The sequence below is a fragment of the Radiobacillus sp. PE A8.2 genome (assembly GCF_045635475.1).
In the GTDB taxonomy this organism is placed as follows: Bacteria; Bacillota; Bacilli; order Bacillales; family Amphibacillaceae; genus JBJGXI01.
On record NZ_JBJGXI010000010.1, the window covers coordinates 18544 to 36159 of the forward strand.

Annotated in this window: 10 protein-coding genes; 9 read left to right on the forward strand and 1 reads right to left on the reverse strand. The window is 41.3% G+C overall.

The genetic code is table 11. The features are described from left to right. Positions 1-192: 192 nt before the first annotated feature. From ACI6MV_RS07420 to ACI6MV_RS07435, 4 genes are all read left to right on the forward strand, one after another. The gene (locus ACI6MV_RS07420) at positions 193-4770 is read left to right on the forward strand and encodes an AAA family ATPase (protein WP_407269633.1); all 4578 of its coding nucleotides are present in this window, start codon (positions 193-195) and stop codon (positions 4768-4770) included. Between the two features lie 469 nt (positions 4771-5239). Further along, positions 5240-5764 (forward strand): hypothetical protein, encoded by a 525-nt coding sequence (locus ACI6MV_RS07425; RefSeq protein ID WP_407269634.1) that lies wholly within the window; start codon positions 5240-5242, stop codon positions 5762-5764. 849 nt (positions 5765-6613) lie between these two features. Continuing rightward, the gene (locus ACI6MV_RS07430) at positions 6614-9475 is read left to right on the forward strand and encodes an immunoglobulin-like domain-containing protein (RefSeq protein ID WP_407269635.1); all 2862 of its coding nucleotides are present in this window, start codon (positions 6614-6616) and stop codon (positions 9473-9475) included. Positions 9476-9718: 243 nt separating this feature from the next. Then, positions 9719-10330, forward strand: coding sequence for a nitroreductase family protein (locus ACI6MV_RS07435; RefSeq protein WP_407269636.1), 612 nt, complete (start codon positions 9719-9721; stop codon positions 10328-10330). 379 nt (positions 10331-10709) lie between these two features. Here the strand turns inward: ACI6MV_RS07435 and ACI6MV_RS07440 are convergent, their stop codons facing one another. Then, the gene (locus ACI6MV_RS07440) at positions 10710-11066 is read right to left on the reverse strand and encodes a PilZ domain-containing protein (RefSeq protein WP_407269637.1); all 357 of its coding nucleotides are present in this window, start codon (positions 11064-11066) and stop codon (positions 10710-10712) included. A 644-nt stretch (positions 11067-11710) separates the two neighbouring features. Here ACI6MV_RS07440 and wecB point away from each other — a divergent pair. The 5 genes from wecB to ACI6MV_RS07465 are packed head-to-tail and all read left to right on the forward strand — an operon-like array spanning position 11711 to position 17600. Next, on the forward strand, positions 11711-12868 hold the full coding sequence (gene wecB, locus ACI6MV_RS07445) for a non-hydrolyzing UDP-N-acetylglucosamine 2-epimerase (RefSeq protein WP_407269638.1): 1158 nt from the start codon (positions 11711-11713) through the stop codon (positions 12866-12868). Then, the gene (locus ACI6MV_RS07450; RefSeq protein ID WP_407269639.1) at positions 12855-13955 is read left to right on the forward strand and encodes a glycosyl hydrolase family 8; all 1101 of its coding nucleotides are present in this window, start codon (positions 12855-12857) and stop codon (positions 13953-13955) included. The genes wecB and ACI6MV_RS07450 overlap by 14 nt, the downstream gene beginning before the upstream one ends. Next, complete coding sequence (locus ACI6MV_RS07455) at positions 13933-14787, forward strand: GGDEF domain-containing protein (RefSeq protein WP_407269640.1); 855 nt, start codon at positions 13933-13935, stop codon at positions 14785-14787. The genes ACI6MV_RS07450 and ACI6MV_RS07455 overlap by 23 nt, the downstream gene beginning before the upstream one ends. After that, on the forward strand, positions 14753-16333 hold the full coding sequence (locus ACI6MV_RS07460; RefSeq protein ID WP_407269641.1) for a DUF2334 domain-containing protein: 1581 nt from the start codon (positions 14753-14755) through the stop codon (positions 16331-16333). Before ACI6MV_RS07455 ends, ACI6MV_RS07460 begins: the two co-directional genes overlap by 35 nt. Then, entirely contained in the window at positions 16326-17600 is a 1275-nt protein-coding gene (locus ACI6MV_RS07465; protein ID WP_407269642.1) for a glycosyltransferase family 2 protein, read from the forward strand. The genes ACI6MV_RS07460 and ACI6MV_RS07465 overlap by 8 nt, the downstream gene beginning before the upstream one ends. The last annotated feature ends 16 nt before the right edge of the window (positions 17601-17616 follow it).

The following is a 17616-nucleotide window of genomic DNA, read 5'->3' on the forward strand; positions in this document are numbered from 1 at the left end:
CCTTTTGGTTTACAAAAATATTATTACATTGGACAGGGAAAGTAAAAAAAACTTGTATAATTGATTTGCCTAAAAACTGTTCGTTCATTAAATTTGTTATAATCAATAAATAACTAAAAATTCAAAAGTTTCGATGCTGACATTATATCCTTTTGACAGTTTTTTACGGTTTAGAAAGGAGACTAATTGCTTATGAGTGAATTCAGAATCGTTGAGCTGTTATTTAAGACGAATGATTTCTGTTTCTATAAGGCAATTCATGAGCCTACGCAAGTGGACGTGCTGTTGCGCGATACTGCTGGGCCCTACACCACCGACGACCTACATAATGAATTTCAATTCCACCTTGACCACACGATTCCACACACTGTTCCATTATTAATGGTCAGCCCTGATGGGTTGATCATGAAAGCTGAGTACGGAAAGCAGCTTCGAGATTTAGACAACATCACTATCGCAGATTTTCTTCAAATTGCTATGCAGTTGACTGATATACTAATGTATTTTCACTCAAAGGGGATCACCAGTAAGCGTGTTTCCGTAAACCAAATTATTAAAGTAACCCAAGCGCGATTTCAAATTGTGCCATTTCCTGCTGCTTATATTGAAGCACTGCCTGTATATCAATCGCCAGAATCGTTCGTTAACGGGAAAAAGGTTGACGAACGTTCTGATTTGTATAGCTTGGGTGTGTTGTTGTATGAAATATTAGCGAGACAAGCGCCGTTTGCTGCTAAAAATCGATCGGCCTGGGCTCATCAGCACCTAGCTGTTATGCCAAAATCATTGAAAGATGCTGGGATGGGGATTCCGCAGGTGCTTGATCAGATGATTTTGACTTTGCTAGAGAAGGACCCAGATCGCAGGTATCAAAGTGCTGCAGGATTAAAAAAGGATCTAAAAAAATGCTTCGAGATAATACAAGCTGGATTCCCAATTCCTTATTTTAAACTTTTAACTCATCCGCACGAGCCTAAGTTCTCCCTGCCAACTTATCTATATGGAAGAGAAAAAGAAGCTCGCCTTTTATATGAAACGTATCAGCGAACAGCATTCGGCTCAACAGAGCTTGTTTATTTATACGGTTCAGATGGAATTGGGAAATCATCCCTAATTACGCAACAATTTAAAAAACTGATTGGCAATAAGGGCTATTTTATCTCTGGACGATTTGATCAGATGGAAAAAAACATTCCCTACGAGTCTTTTATACAAATGTTTAGCGAACTTGTACAACAAATTTTGAGTCAAACGGATGAGTCAGTTGCGGGCTGGAAGCAAGAAATTCTAACAGCTGTCGGGGAAAATGGGCGTATTCTGACAAGTGTGATTCCGGAGCTTTCATTAATTATTGGCGAGCAACCGGAAGTGGAAGAGCTATCCACGCTTGAAATGGATCGGCGATTTGAGTTTGTATTTCGTAGTTTTGTAGATTTATTTGCAACGGTGGAGCATCCTTTAGTGATGTTTTTGGACGATATTCACCGTGCGGATAAGGCATCGATTAGATTGATGAACACCTTTTTGACGGATCCAAATAGTAGTGGATTACTAGTGATTGCTACTTACCGGGAATCCAAGCTTGATAAAATAAAGAACGATCTGCTTGCGCCGGAGCAATTAGAAGCGTATGGCGTCAATGTCACCTCGATTGGGTTGAAGAACTTATCGGTACAGCAAATTAATCGGATGGTTGCTGATGCATTAGGCTGTGAGAAAGAACTATGTGAGGAATTGGCTGAATTATTGTACCGAAAAACAATCGGAAACCCGTTTTATCTACATCAGCTGTTAACAATTATTCATAAAAGCGGCTGGCTCTATTTTGATCACAAACAACAGCAATGGGGGTGGGATTACGAGTCGATTCGTAATATTGAACACCGCGAGCAGATTGTTGAGATGATGATTGAAAAAATCGAACTGCTACCAGAGCAAACGAAGCAAGTACTCGTTCAAGCCTCATGTCTTGGTCATAGCTTCTCAAACGCAGCACTTCGTCATTATTTAAATTTATCTCCAGCAGAGCTAGATCCGCAATTAGACGTATTAGTGGAAGCAGGATTGTTAATTCAAACCGACAAAGACGAGAGTGTTAATTATCAGTTTTTCCATGACCGGATTCAGGCGATGGCTTATTCCCTCATGGATGCATCGAAGAAGAAACAGATCCATGTGATGATCGGACGGGATCTGGTATCATCAGGTACTTTTAGCTACGAGAAGGTGAACCATTTAAATAAAGGAAAAGATTTGATCACGGATCGATCGGAGCTCGTCGATTTAATGAAGGCGAATCAAACTGCTGGAAAAATGTCGAAAAATTCATCTGCTTATGATACAGCTAGACACTATTTTCGGGAAGCTAGCTCTATTCTAGTGGAAGCGGATTGGCAACAGGATTATTCCTTCTGTTTTGATTTATCTATCGAGCTTGCAGAGAGTGAATATTTATGTGGCTATTACGAGGAAGCCGACCGGTTACACGAGTTACTAATGAAGCGTGCTAAGAATTGGGGCCAGAAAGCAAGGGTTTATGGTAAGCAGCTTAATCAGCTCGTAAACCAAGGGAAATATAATACAGCGATCGAAATGGGATTAGCTCATCTGGCCGAGGTGGGGGTGCGAGTGCCAAACCGACCGAGTGTACTTACAGTAGGTAAAGAAGTTTACTGGACAAAAATGCGCTTGCCAAAAGATTTTGATCAACTAAAACAGCTACCTATGGTGGAGGACGCGCACATAAAAACAATGATGGATGTAATGTTCCATTTGCTCGTACCATCTTTTTTTGCTAACAAAGAGGTATTTGCGATTCTTAATTGTAAATTACTTCGACTCACATTGAAATACGGACAATCCACTGCTTCACCGGCCGTGTATGCTGCCTATGCTACCATGTTATGTACGGAATTAGGTGCGTATCAGCAAAGCTACCAATTAGGAAAAGCTGCGGTCGAGCTGGCGGATGAAAGGGGCTTAGCGTCCGTCCGTTGCAAAACGTATGTGATGTTCGGTGGAGTTATGTGTCAATGGAACAATCACCGCAGGGATGGCCTTCCATATTTAAAGGAAGCTATTAAACTAGGGCTCAGATCAGGTGATTATGTGTATACGAACATGGCGATTGGCACGTATATTAACGCGATTTATCCTTTGGAAAGCTTGGCTACAATTATAAATGAAAACCGTAACCAGCTTGATGTTCTTGATCAAACAAAGGATGATTTTGTCGCGAAAAATGTCAGACTGTTTGTCCAGGTTTCTCGTTGTTTACAAGGACAAACGAATAATAAAATCCAATTTAGTGACGATGAATTTGATGAAACGGCGTTTTTAGAAAGTGTTATTGAGGATGATAGCCAACACGTCACTTTCTTTCAATACTATACGTATAAAACACAACTGCATGTTTTGTACAACAACTATGCGGAAGCAATCGAAATGGCGGCGAAAGCAAAAGGTCATTTAAAATATACCAACCATTTACCGCACTTGAGTGAGTACTATTTTTATGAAGCATTGGCGATCCTCCGTGGCTGGGACGACTGGGATGCAACTAAGCTACCAGATTTAAAGAAACGGCTGCAAAAGGCAATTAAAAAATTGAAAGTTTGGAATAAAAATAGTAAGGAAAATTTTCAACATATGTTGTGGCTGATAGAAGCAGAATATGCACAGGTGAAAAACGAGCATCAACTAGCCCAACAGCTTTATCATAAAGCAATCAACGAAGCAACAGAGATGGGATACCACCGTAATGCAGCAATTGGAATGGAAATGACCGGTATCTATTATCATAAATTAGGCTACGAAAAGGTTGCTAGTGTTTACATGGTAGATGCATGGGAAGCCTTTAAGCAATGGGGTGCGATACCGAAAACAAAAGAACTACAGTATCGTTATCCAGCATACTTCAAGGATCAGGTAATTGCTGAACCAGTAGAGGTTTCTGAGCAGGCTACTGTGTCAGCAGAAAATTATGCACCAGTCGATTTATCTGCGATTATCCATTCATCACAGAAATTGTGGGAGGACATGGATGCATCGACAATTGTAAACGAATTGTTGAATTCGATTGCTAAACACGCGAGCGCGCAAAAGTGCCTGCTCCTAATCAAGGACGAACAACAGCTCTATATTGGCGCCCAGCTAGATGAAGTAAGTGGCTATGAGTATAAGCGGATTGCCATGCTTGATGAATTGCTGCTACCACATGCGATGGTGCGCTATGTATCTCGTTCTGGAAAACAAATTACGGTTGATCAGGACAATGAATATGAAGAATACCGATTCGATCCTTATATCTTCGAGTACAAACCAAAATCGGTAAGGTGTATCCCGATACAATTGCAAGGCAATTTAAGTGGCATTTTATACATTGAAAATCGCTGGATTGCTAATGTATTTGCTAATGTGGACCAAGAAGTGCTAAAGTATTTGGCTTCACAGGCACTGTTTTTCATGAAAGTAACGGAAGCATTTAATGAACCGACGTCAGATGAGGGTGCTGCATTGGCGACGGAGCATGAAGATGATGTGGCTGAAGCAGACAACGTTGAGGAGCTAAGCGCGGCACTCACGGAGCGCGAAGTTGAAATTCTTAACTTAATGGCAGCTGGTTTAACTAACAACGAAATCGCGCAAAAACTTGGATTAAAACTGGGCACGATCAAGGTGCATAACCACAACATCTACTCGAAGCTAGAAGTAAATCGCCGGACGAAAGCGGTCGTGAAAGCGAAAGAAATGAATCTGATAGATCAGTAGAGAGCAAGACCCGGTTGTGGGTCTTGTTTTTTGGTAGTCTACCAGGAAATTATAAAAATAAACAGTTGTGGATATCTTGCTTAGTTATTTAGCCACGTCCAGCTCCGAGCGCCAGCGACTAGCGAGACTTCCCTCACCTCATGACACGATATGTCAACATCGATTCAGGTTTTAAGGAAGGTCGACTAAAAGCGGACTTGTCGTCCAACGTCGACATACCCCTTATGCAGGTGCATGTTTCCTTACTCCATCGAAAATATAGAACAATTTTCTTCGTGCGAGGTAAAGCTTCGAAGCCTACTCTGGTCCTGCGGTTCAGTCCAAATGTTTTCGGTGGGGCGAGTAATCGCACTAAGGAAAGCTACAATGAATATACACCGCAGAAACAAGTGGTTTTATTGTTTCGAGTCCCAGTCCGTACGTCGCTAACCGGCGCTCTGCGCTTTTGTTCTGTGGCGTGGTGGCCGAGGTGCTGAAGATTGTCGCAAAGGAAGGGAAGCGACACGAAAATGCAGCAGCGAGAGAATTACGTGTCGCAAAGGAAGGGAAGCGACGCGAAAATGTAGCAGCGAGAGAATTACGTGTCGCAAAGGAGGGGAAGCGACGCGAAAATGTTGTAGTGAGAGAATTACGTGTCGCAAAGGAGGAGAAGCGACGCGAAAATGTTGTAGTGAGAGAATTACGTGTCGCAAAGGAGGGGAAGCGACGCGAAAATGTTGTAGTGAGAGAATTACGTGTCGCAAAGGAGGAGAAGCGATACGAAAATGTTGTAGTGAGAGAATTACGTGTCGCAAAGGAGGGGAAGCGACACGAAAATGTTGTAGTGAGAGAATTATGTGTCGCAAAGGAGGAGAAGCGACGCGAAAATGTAGCAGTGAGAGAATTGTGTAGTGAAAGAAGAGGGCAGCTAGTAAGGGGCGTAACATTAGCGTGCACAGGAGGACATAGAGAGAACCTGGTTTTTAATGGACACAGCAGCACTTATTGTAATTGAATTCCGTGTTTTAAAAATGAGCGGCCACCAGGTGCTTAGTTGTATGAAATCAAATAAAATGGGTCTTAATTAACAAAATACGGTCTGTTGTGTCCGCTAGATTCAGGAAAGGTCATATTTGTCACAGATAGCGGCTTTGGTGTCCGCGTAAATTTCGACGTTAGCTCTTGTGCCGCGGCAATCCAACTCAGCTCACTTCTTCACCAAAAGCTCCTAGAAATGGACTCGTTGCACTTCGTAAACTGGCGAAAAGATGTGATATGCGACAGATGTAGTAACAGAACTGTCGCAAGTGCCCTAATTCAACAGCAAAGAGCGTTCATAAGGGTGGGTGAGCAACACGAAATTGCATAAAAGAGAACTAGATATCCGATATCGTTAACTATTCGTCCCCATCTTTCCACTCAAAAACCACCAATTCACTAATAATCACGAAAGCAAACAACAAAGGCAGTTTCGACAAATTAATCCCAAACCCGATAATTTCCTGGGAAATACTACATTATCTTGAAATTTAAATACAGTTTTAATCCAAAAATATAGGGAAATTCCACTAAGTTGTATAAAATGTGACAAAAATATTAAATAGTTATACTATATTCTGAAAAATCTGGTATAACTAAAGTAGTAGATGTGGCTAAATGGTAGTGATCTGATGAGTCGTATCGTTTCTCTATGAAACTAATGTCGCTTAAAACGGACATATAAATGAATGTCTTATCAATTCAATAAAAGACAAGCAAAGGTCTTTAAAGAAGATGAGTTCAATCGATTGTAAACGATATCAGTGTACACTTTCCGTTTAATAAATCTATCTACTACATATATAGAAAGAGCGGAGGGAAAGATTTGGAGAAACATAGAAATAGGTTATTTGCAATAATCTGTATTACTTTGCTTGTCTTTACTAGTTTTACTTTTCCAACTAACAAGGTGGAAGCTAAAGGTGCCAAAGAGATAGATTCTGCAGCAGAATTAGCAAGTATTGGTGCAAGCTGGCAATCACTTCGAGGTTCTTATGTTCTAACAGATGATATCGACTTATCAGGTATTAATTGGAACCCAATTGGTAACTTTATCTCTGAATTTAAAGGAACGTTAGATGGAAATGGCTATACGATTAGCAATCTAACTTTAAACAGGCAATATCAAGACAGTGGACTAATCTCAAACAACCAAGGGACAATTAAAAACCTGAAGTTGGAAAATGTTAATGTTGTAGGTGGAGATTACACTGGCGCTTTAGTTGGTAGAAATGAAGGACACGTTCAAAATGTAGCAGTTGTAGGAGGATCAGTTACTGCTAAAATTAAAGCCAACTTAGCTTATGACATATTTGTTGGAGGTCTGGTTGGTAATAACCTTGGAACGATCGAAAACTCCTATGCATCAGTTTCAGTAAATGCTACAGTGACACCAAGAAAAGTACTTTTTAGCACTATTCGTGATGTGAAGGATTCCTTAGCTGGAGGCCTAGTTGGTAAAAACAATGGAGACATTATCAACTCTTATGCAACAGGAGTCGCTACAGCTGAACATGGCTGGAAATCAGAAATCAGTGGTGGCTTAGTAGGTGTAGATGACGGAAATATTGAAAACTCTTACTACGACACTGAAACTACGGCTCACAACGATACAGGCAAAGGTGAACCAAAATCAACGGCTGATATGAAAAAAACCTCAACATTTACAAACTGGAATTTTGAAAATCCATGGTATATCGTTGATGGCTATACGTATCCGCTACTAAGAAGTGCGCAATCAGTTGATCCAACTTTAACGTTGACTTCTGGTGACGCAAAAGTTACTTACAAAGTGGATAAAAATATTGAAATTGCAGGTAGTGCAACTGGTTTAATTTCAAGTGATTATCTGTTTATGCAAGTAGTAGATAGTAATAATCAAGCTGTAGCAGGTTACGAGCGTGTATTGTTAAGCGATGTTATTGATTATAATGATGGATCACTTTCTAGTCAGCTTGCAATTGGACAAAATTTCCCGGTTGGCAGTTATACAGTGAAGTTATGGGCTGAAGCACCTTCATCAACAGGCACGTCTGAAGTGCAATCATTCAACCTATCTGTATACAACAAAGCTACAATTAGTTATCAGCTTAAATCTGGTGAAGTAGATTACAATCAAGGTGAATGGACGAATCAGCCAATTACGGTTGGCAATCTACAATTCACTGATGACGTTGAGTCAGAACGTGACTATGCGATTATGACAGACGGAAGCCATCCGAATCACAAGGATTGGAAAACGTTTGAAGGGTCAATTCCTGCGCTAGAAGCAACAGGAAATTACGTTGTCTACCTTCGTACAAAGAACGAAGCAGGGCATCAAACGAAGGAAGTCATCGATGGATTAAGTATTGATGTTGAAAAACCGAATGCTCCTGAAATCGAGTTGAGTAAAGATGACTGGACGAATGAAGATGTAACGGTTACTTTATTGCCAGATCATGATGATTTCAGTCATTTAGAAAAGGTAGAATACAAAATTGGTGACGGTGAATGGAAAGATTATGGCATGCTTTATGTATCTATTAATCTAAGCGGTCCAGAACCGATCACGGTTACAACAGAAGGCGAGACAGTTGTGAAAGCACGTGCTACTGACAGAGCTGGTAACGTGAGTGATGAAGCTAATAAAACAGCATTCATTGACAAAACCAAACCAACGATTACGTTGAACGGTGATGCTTCAATCATAATGGAAGAAGGCCTTGCTTATACAGAACAAGGTGCATCTGTAACCGATAATTCAGCAGAAAACTTAACAGTTACTACGACTGGAGCAGTGGATACTACTACTCCTGGTACGTACACGGTTACGTATACAGCAACTGATAAAGCTGGAAACGTTGCGGAAGAAACACGTACCGTTACGGTTGTAGATATTACTGATCTTGAATTAAATAACAATCCGAATTTAATTGATATCGATGCTACACATCAAGTAACCGTAACACCAGTGTATGCTGACGGATCGGCTGTTCCAACGTTTACACACACAGCTACATTTAGTTCTGGTGACGAAGGCATTGCGACAGTGGATGCGGAAGGTTTAGTAACTTTCCATGATGGCGGTGTTGTAACGATTACAGCTAGCTATGGTGGATTGAATAAAGCATTTACGTTACGCGTCGACAACGGCATTGTCAATAAAAATGTCGATTACCTTGAAATCCTACCTGGTAAAGAGTACGTGGTATTTGGCACAAAAGTAAAAGTGAAAATGCCAGCAGACTTACCAGCGGGTACAAAGGTAAAAGTAAATGAAATGGACACAGATGCAACCGATCACGAAGGTCTGGATGCAGCTGGTGATGTTTTAACATTTACATTTGAATTCCCAGAAGGTTCAACACCTCCGGCAGGTTCTTACACGCTAGTATTGAGCTATGAAGAAGGGGCAAATCCGGAAGCAGTAGCAATCTACTATTACAATGAAGAAACGGGCAAATGGGAATATAAAGGCGGCGAAGTAAACGAAGCCGACCGCACAATTACGCTAGAAGTACCACATTTTTCTTCTTATGGTGTGTTTGTTGAAGTACAAGAAGTAGTTGACGAAACAGTAGTGGAAGATAAGCAAGATGAGCTTCCAGATACTGCAACAAACATGTTTAATTGGATTTTATTCGGTGGACTTCTTGTAGTGGCAGGTGCAGGAATCGTAATCTTTCAAAGACGAAAAAGCGCTTAATTGAATTAAGTTCCGGTTAGAAGTGGGTCCCGCGAAATTTTGCGGGACTTCTTTTTGCTGATCGCGGAATGTAATCGCGCGCCCAGCAGGAGGATCCGCGCGCTCCGCCGAAGAAATCGCGCGTCCCGTCGAGAGAATCGCGCACTCGGCCAGAACTCCGCCCCATTCCCAAAGCACTTCTCTTGGACTTCACCAACACTTCCTCTATAATAAAACACTAATAAGAATAACAGGAGGGATTTTATGACAGCATCAGAAGTGGCGAAGCAGCATCGTACTGCGGACTATGAGATTGATCCGATTTATATTAATCGTTGGTCACCGCGGTCGTTTCAGGATAAACAAATCCCGGATGATATATTGCTTAGTTTATTTGAGGCTGCACGTTGGGCGCCTTCGTCGATGAATTTACAGCCGTGGCGGTTTATTATTGCGCGCACGGAAGAGGATCGGGCGCGATTTCATTCTTTTATCAATGAAATGAATTTAACGTGGGCTAAGAAAGCGCCAGTGTTTGCACTGCTTATTTCGGAGCGGGAGCACGAGAAAGGAAAAAATGGCTCGCACAAGTTTGATGCAGGTGCCGCTTGGGGTTATCTTGCACTTGAGGCGGTTAGAAAAGGGTTGATCACGCATCCGATGGGTGGGATTGATCGCGACAAAGCACGAGAGGTTCTGCAAATTCCGGATAATTTTACGGTTGATGCACTGATTGCGATCGGTTATCAAGCGGAAAAAGAAGCACTTCCGGAAGATGTGCAAAAGCGGGAGAAGCCATCGCCACGTCGTCCATTAACAGAGACACTGTATGAAGGGGCTTACAATAATCCCACCGCAAATATTAATAAAATTTAACAAAAAAGGCAGACCGCTTGGTAGGACTGCCTTTACATACATTATCCGACAAAATACTGATAGCTCATCCATCTTAAGACCTATGACACATTGACAGTAATCTGATATAAATAGAGTATAACCAAAACAGATTCGCAGTAGCGGATCTGCACTAGCCAAACATATGGGCGTCCCAACCAATATTTGACCTCCCAAGTTAATGTCGGTTGATTGAAGGACTTGCCCATGTGTGTTTTTTTTGTAACAAATTGTGAGCTTGTGAAAGATGTAAGGTCTGAAGGGAATACTAGATTAATAGACTGTTGATCTAACGGTAACTAATCCCAAGCCTTTTCGAAAGTGTAGTAATCATGAGGTGATTTGAAGTATTCTAGTGAAATTAAACGACCGCGACTTTAGTGTTTTTGTATTGCTCGAAGGAATCCATATACTTAAAATAATTTAAATCAGACGTAACAATTTTAATGCCATATGTGAAAGAGTCTTTGGTACTTTTCTTCCACCGTACTTCTGCATAGATAAGGTTTACATTCGTAAATAAATTGAGTTCAAGCAATAATAAATCCCCTACAGAAACATCGATATCACTAGTGAAACACATGCCACTAAGACTGATATTACGTAAGGAAACACTCGCTTTCTGCTGATTAATTACGTTATTATATACTGTGCCAATTGTTGCAGGAACAGTAGTAGGTTTATCAAAATGTAGTCGTTCGTGTTTCCTTGTATACACTGTTTTCACCACCGTTCATTAATAAAATCAAAAATAATGTGAATTTTCAAACATGTTATGTATATTTAATCATTAATAAATGTAATAGTCAATATCTTACAACAAAATGTAAGATATGTTCCAACATAAAAAAACCAGCCATTTAATGCTGAGGGAGCAGAGTTATTTGTTTTTCTCAAGCACAAGGTCTTCAAAATCAACCCACTTGTCCGGGCGAATTATTGAATCGGACACATCCTTAATTTTTCATTTTGTAGTATTTTTAACATTGATTGCAGTACCTTATTCGGCTATCTGCATCCGACTATGTGTGAATGCAGATAGCACTTAGCTTGCAGTGCAATATCCTCTTATATAGAAGAAACTGTCCAAATCATATTAATTCTGGTAAAAGCTACTAGCAGATAATGTCGACTATATTAGACACAAAACTACTTTTTTTGATATAATTATAATAATTTCAGAAAATTCAATAGACAAAATAAAACATCAAGAGCGCTATCCTAGCATCATCGTCCTATTTTTTTGACCTGAAAACAAGCGTCTGTTTAGCTGGATTCTTGTTGTGGGAATAAAGACCTAGTTAACGTGATTGTACATTCTATAAAAAGAGAGGCGTGATCACGATAAGTCGGATAAAAATAATGACGATATTTGGTACACGGCCAGAAGCAATTAAAATGTGTCCGCTCATTCTTGAGCTAGGGAAGCATGCTGACGAGATCGAGTCGATTGTTACGGTGACGGGGCAGCATCGCGAAATGCTTGATCAAGTATTGGATGTGTTCGGCATTACGCCGGATTATGATTTAAAAATTATGAAGGATCGTCAAACGTTAACTTCGATCACGACGAATGCGCTGCAACAGCTAGATGATATTATGAAGCGTGAAAATCCGGATCTTGTGCTCGTTCATGGCGATACGACTACGACATTTGTTGCTAGTTTAGCAGCCTACTATAATCAAATCGCAGTCGGTCATGTCGAGGCTGGACTGCGTACGCAAAATAAGTATTCACCGTATCCGGAGGAGCTGAACCGACAGCTAACTGGGGTGATTGCCGATTTGCACTTCGCTCCTACAGCAAGTGCCGCCGCTAATTTGCTCAGCGAAAACAAAGCTTCGGAATCTATTTTTGTTACCGGCAATACCGGCATTGATGCATTGCAGCATACGGTGATTAGCAATTATTCCAATGAGATCCTCGGGAAAATTGGGACAAGTAAAATGGTCTTGCTCACTGCACATCGACGGGAAAACATTGGTGAGCCGTTGCGAAATATTTTTCACGCCATCAAGAAAATTACAAATGAACATGAAGACGTGCAAGTTGTTTACCCGGTACATTTAAATCCTGCTGTTCAAGAGATAGCAAAAGAGGTACTTGGTGGTCACCCGCGAATTCATTTAATTGAACCGCTCGGTGTAATTGATTTTCATAATTTTGCCGCTTGTGCACATATAATACTTACAGACTCAGGTGGGGTCCAGGAAGAGGCGCCTTCGCTCGGAAAGCCTGTGCTCGTGGTAAGAGATACCACCGAACGACCAGAAGGAATTGAAGCGGGAACGTCGAAATTAATAGGTACGAACCAAGCAAATATTTATGCACATGTACAGACGTTACTTTCTAATAGCCAGGCTTATGAACAAATGGCACGCGCCTCTAATCCTTATGGAGATGGACAGGCGTCAAAGCGAATTGTCGAAGCAATTTTATATTATTATGATAAGCGGGAGGATCGTCCACTAGATTTTGCCGAAGTGACCGAGGAGAATTATCTGCATGAAAAATACTAACCGCACACTGATCGGCATCACACTAGGCGTCGTCTGTATCGGACTCGTTGTTTATTTTTTCAATCCGAGGTCGAAGGATCCTGATCTAAAATTGACTACATCGCTCGAGCAGTTTATATGGTCAGAAATGGTTAACGACAACCATACGTTAAAAACCACGTTTCAAGCGACGTCACCGGCATATTCGCTGTCAGAATCACTGGGGCTGGCCATGGAATATGCAGTGTTAAGCAACAATCAGGCACTATTCGACCATAGCTACGCGCAGCTTGAAGATTATTTTCTCACAAATGACAATAATGTGCACTGGCGTGTGCTAGCAAACGGCAAAGCAACCGAGCATGTGAATGCATTTTTAGATGACATTCGTATCGTTGGGGCGCTACTTGATGCTGGCGAGCTTTGGGATAGTAAAAAATACCTAGTCACGGCAGAAAAAATCACCAATACGCTTACCGAGCAAGGGACGTATGAAGCGACATTCGTTGATTTTTACGATTGGCATCATAATGAAAAAAGCCATGATTTTTCGATTACGTATTTGGATCTAGAAACGATTCGAAGGGTAGAGGAGCTTGGCTGGGTGAGTGAGCAAATCCGAGATAATATGGAGCAAATTGCGGTAAAGGCAGCTGGCGAACCGGGGCCGTTATTTCCGAAAAATTATAACATTGAGAATGAAAAGTTTCTATACGGTGACACGGTCAACATGGTTGAGCAGGTTTACGCTGCCTATCATCTGACGCGTGCGGGCATTGCAACGGAGAACTTCCACACCTTTTTAAAAGATGTTTTCATCGCAGAGAATAAGCTATTCGGGCAGTATGAGACGGCGACCGTAACGCCGGCGGTGACCTATGAATCTCCGGCATTGTATGGAATTGCGATTTTATACACGCTCGAGCTGGATGATGAGGCGTTTGCACTCGATTTATATGATAGGTTAAAAGTATTTCAGCGCACAGAAGGACCGTATCAAGGTGCTTATTTTGATGAAAGTAGTCAAGATACCCATGTGTTTGATAATCTTTTCCCTTTATTAGCGGAGAGGAGCTTACAAAATAGTGAAATTATCCAACCAGAATAAATTAATGATAAGTTCAGTCATGCTCATACTTGTTTGCTTCGGTGCCTCGCATTATTTTTACGAGTTTACGAGTCAAACACGCCTTGACACGATGTTATATTTTGCTGTGATTGCATTGATGGTTATTGGCGTCTGGAAAGGTGTTTTGCTTAGCCTAGGAATTTCTTTGCTGATGATTTTTGCGCTCGGTAGCTACATGCTGGGCATCGAATTGTTTACAGATACTTCCCAGCCAGAAATATCGATCACACACATGATTATCTGGCAAGTTGCCTTGATCGTAGCGTCCTATACTTCCGGAATATTTCACACACAGAAAGGTACGATTATCAAGCAATATCAATTTTGGGCGAAACGGTACAACGAACTCGTAACGATTGATCCCAATACCGGCTTTGATAACGAAAAACGTTTTTATTTTGAGTTGAATGAGGAATTCAAGCGAGCAACACGGTACGAGCAGCAATTTACTTTACTATTAATTAAAATTAAAAACTGGAATGAATTTGAAAAACTTTACGGACCTGATGAGTCGACGCATATATTAAGGGCGTTTGCTGCCAACATCAGTCAGGCAACACGGGCCAGTGATAGTCGTTTCCGTGTGTTTGATGACACGTTCGCTTTGATTTTACCGGAAACCGATGCTGAAGGTACAGAGACGGTTATGAAAAAAATTAGCACGGAAAATGAAGCATATGCGCTCAAAAATAAAGACCGCTATATTAGCTTAACGTTCGGGTTCGGGTACACGTTATACAGCAAACAATTAGATGATTATATGAGGATGTTTAACCATGCACTCGATGAACTTAACCAACACGTTGCTTAGCTGTCTCGCCCTGTGCATCCTTACAATCGTACCTGTGCAACACGCCAGCGCCAACAATGATACGGGACTGCGTTCGTTAATTGTCTACAGCAATACTGACACCGGACCGGACGAGCATGTCTATCTGTTGGATCAGCTCGTTAGCCATTACAGCGCCACGGAAATCAAAACGGCAGCTGAAGCGACGGGCTTATCCGCCTATGATGCTATTTTTTACGTTGGTATAGCAGAGGAGCAGCTGCCAGCTTCGTTTATAAGTGATGTGAGTGAATTCGATGGGCCGATGATGTTATTTGGAAAAAACATCAATCAGTTTCAAGACAGAATCAAGGTAACCACAACAGGTAACACGGTTGATATTATCGAGATTGGATTTCCTGGCGAAGCGGAACGGAATACCTTTGCCACAACAAAAGAAATTCAAGCAATCAAGCTCACCGAAGATGTTGAGACAATCGTCGAAGGTTGGCGTGGTAATGTGGCCTACCCAATGCTCGTAACGAATGGAAATGATTATTATCTTGCTACTAGTCAGTTAGGCGACATTACCATGTATGAGGTAACAGATGTTTTACCGGAAATGTTTGCATTTAACCGGTCAACACAAAAATCGGTATTTCTCACCATCAAAGACATACATCCTGCAACGAATATAGAAGCACTCACACAACTTACAGCTTACCTCATAGCAGATGACATACCGATCATATTGGCGATTTCTCCTGCCTATACCGATCCTGAAACCGGAGAAGTAAGGCATTTTTCAGAAACAACCGAATTAGTAACAAATATTAAAGCATTACAACAAATGGGCAGTACGATTATTTATTCTTACCCGATGTTACCTGCGCAAACAAGCGCGGAGCAGAAGCGAAAGACGGTAGAGTCTGAGATTCAAGAGCTCGCGAGCTTTGGAATTCATCCGGTTGCGGTAACCTTTCCTAGTCAAATGGATGGTGTGAGCGAAGAGGATCTCAACATTGTTAGCAGTTACTTTTCAACCGTGATTTCTGAAGCAAAACCGGTGAATACGACGCTGTTTAAATATGCAGCACCGTATGTAACAAAGCCTTCTTATTTAAATGGGATGGTTTGGATTCCAGAGACGCTTGGCTATGTGAGTACTGACAGCACGAGTGGGTTGCTGGAAACAAAAGGGCGCATCAACCAATTGGATTCTGTGGCAGGTGCGACGTTAGGATTGACCGTTCCTGCCTATATGCAAGTAGATAGAGTAGAAGAAGTAATGCAAATGTTCGAGGATGTACCGAACACAACTTGGTTAAATTTACATGAGCAGGACCTTTCCGTTGACGTTCCAGATGTGACCATCGGCGTTGATACACAAGGACTAGTCACGGTTGAGAGTGAGATCCCGCGACTGCGCGCGTTCATGTATCAATACCAGCTAAGCTATTTAGAAATCGCCCTATGGTTGATGGCCGCGGTCGTTGTTATCTTCATTGTTGCATTTTTAGCGTATTCGTTTCAATTAAAGCTACGGCTGCGAAAAGCACTGTTTTCAGAAAGGAGCAGACATGGCTAACCAATTGTTTATTTTTTCCTTATCCATCATCTGGTTAATGCTGCTTTATCATATGTTTCTGATGCAGGGCGGCTATTTACACTATTTACGATTTGCTAAACCAATCAAGCGTTGGGAAAAAAATATCAGTGACACCCCGTTGCCGAGCGTTAGTATTTTGATTCCAGCGCATAACGAAGCGGTTGTGATTGAACGAACGCTCAAGGCAATGCTCAAGCTTAATTACCCGAAAGATAAGCTCGAGGTGATCGTCATTAATGATAATTCATCGGACGGAACTGGTGAAATTATTGATGCCTACCATGCTAATTATCCTCACATTATCCCGGTACATGTTGCCCCGGAGGATGGTGGGAAAGGGAAGTCGGGCGCTTTAAATAACGGTTTTAAAGTTGCAACCGGTGAAATCATTGCCGTATATGATGCTGATAATACACCAGAAAGTATGGCGATTTATTATCTTGTGCTGGCAATGATGAATGATAAAAAAGCCGGTGCCGTTGTTGGAAAGTTTCGCGTGAATAATTCCCAGAAAAATCTGCTTACACGCTTTATTAACATCGAAACGATTTGTTTTCAGTGGATGGCACAGGCGGGGCGTTGGTTTTGGTTTAAAATTGCGACAATTCCTGGCACTAATTTTGCGATTCGTCGCTCGATTTTAGATGCGCTTGGCGGTTGGGACGAACAGGCGTTGGCCGAGGATACAGAATTATCGATTCGGGTGTATAATCAAGGCTATCATGTCCGCTTTTTTCCGGCGGCAATTACGTGGGAACAGGAGCCCGAAAGCTGGAAGGTATGGTGGAAGCAGCGCACCAGATGGGCACGGGGCAACCAATATGTAGTACTTAAATTTTTGCTACGGTTCATGAAGCTGGATAGGAAAAGAATTGTATTTGATCTTATTTATTTTTTCTTTACGTATTTTCTGTTTTTCCTAGGTGTCATCCTATCTGGCGCTATATTTGTAACCAATCTGTTCGTTGATTTAAATCTAGAATTAGGCTTGATCGCCATGATTCTCTGGGTGCTCGCCTATTTACTTTATATTACAGAAGTTATGATTGCCTTAAGTATTGAAAAAGAACAAATGAACAGCAGAAATTTTCTTATCGTTTTGTTTATGTATTTCACGTATTCACAAATCTGGCTGTTCCTAGTCATGAATGCGATGTTCTTAGAAGCAAAACGAAAGCTATTCAATGAAGATGTCACATGGTATAAAACGGAGCGATACGATAACAAAAATTCAAAAAGCTTGTGAATAGGTTAAGGTGGCG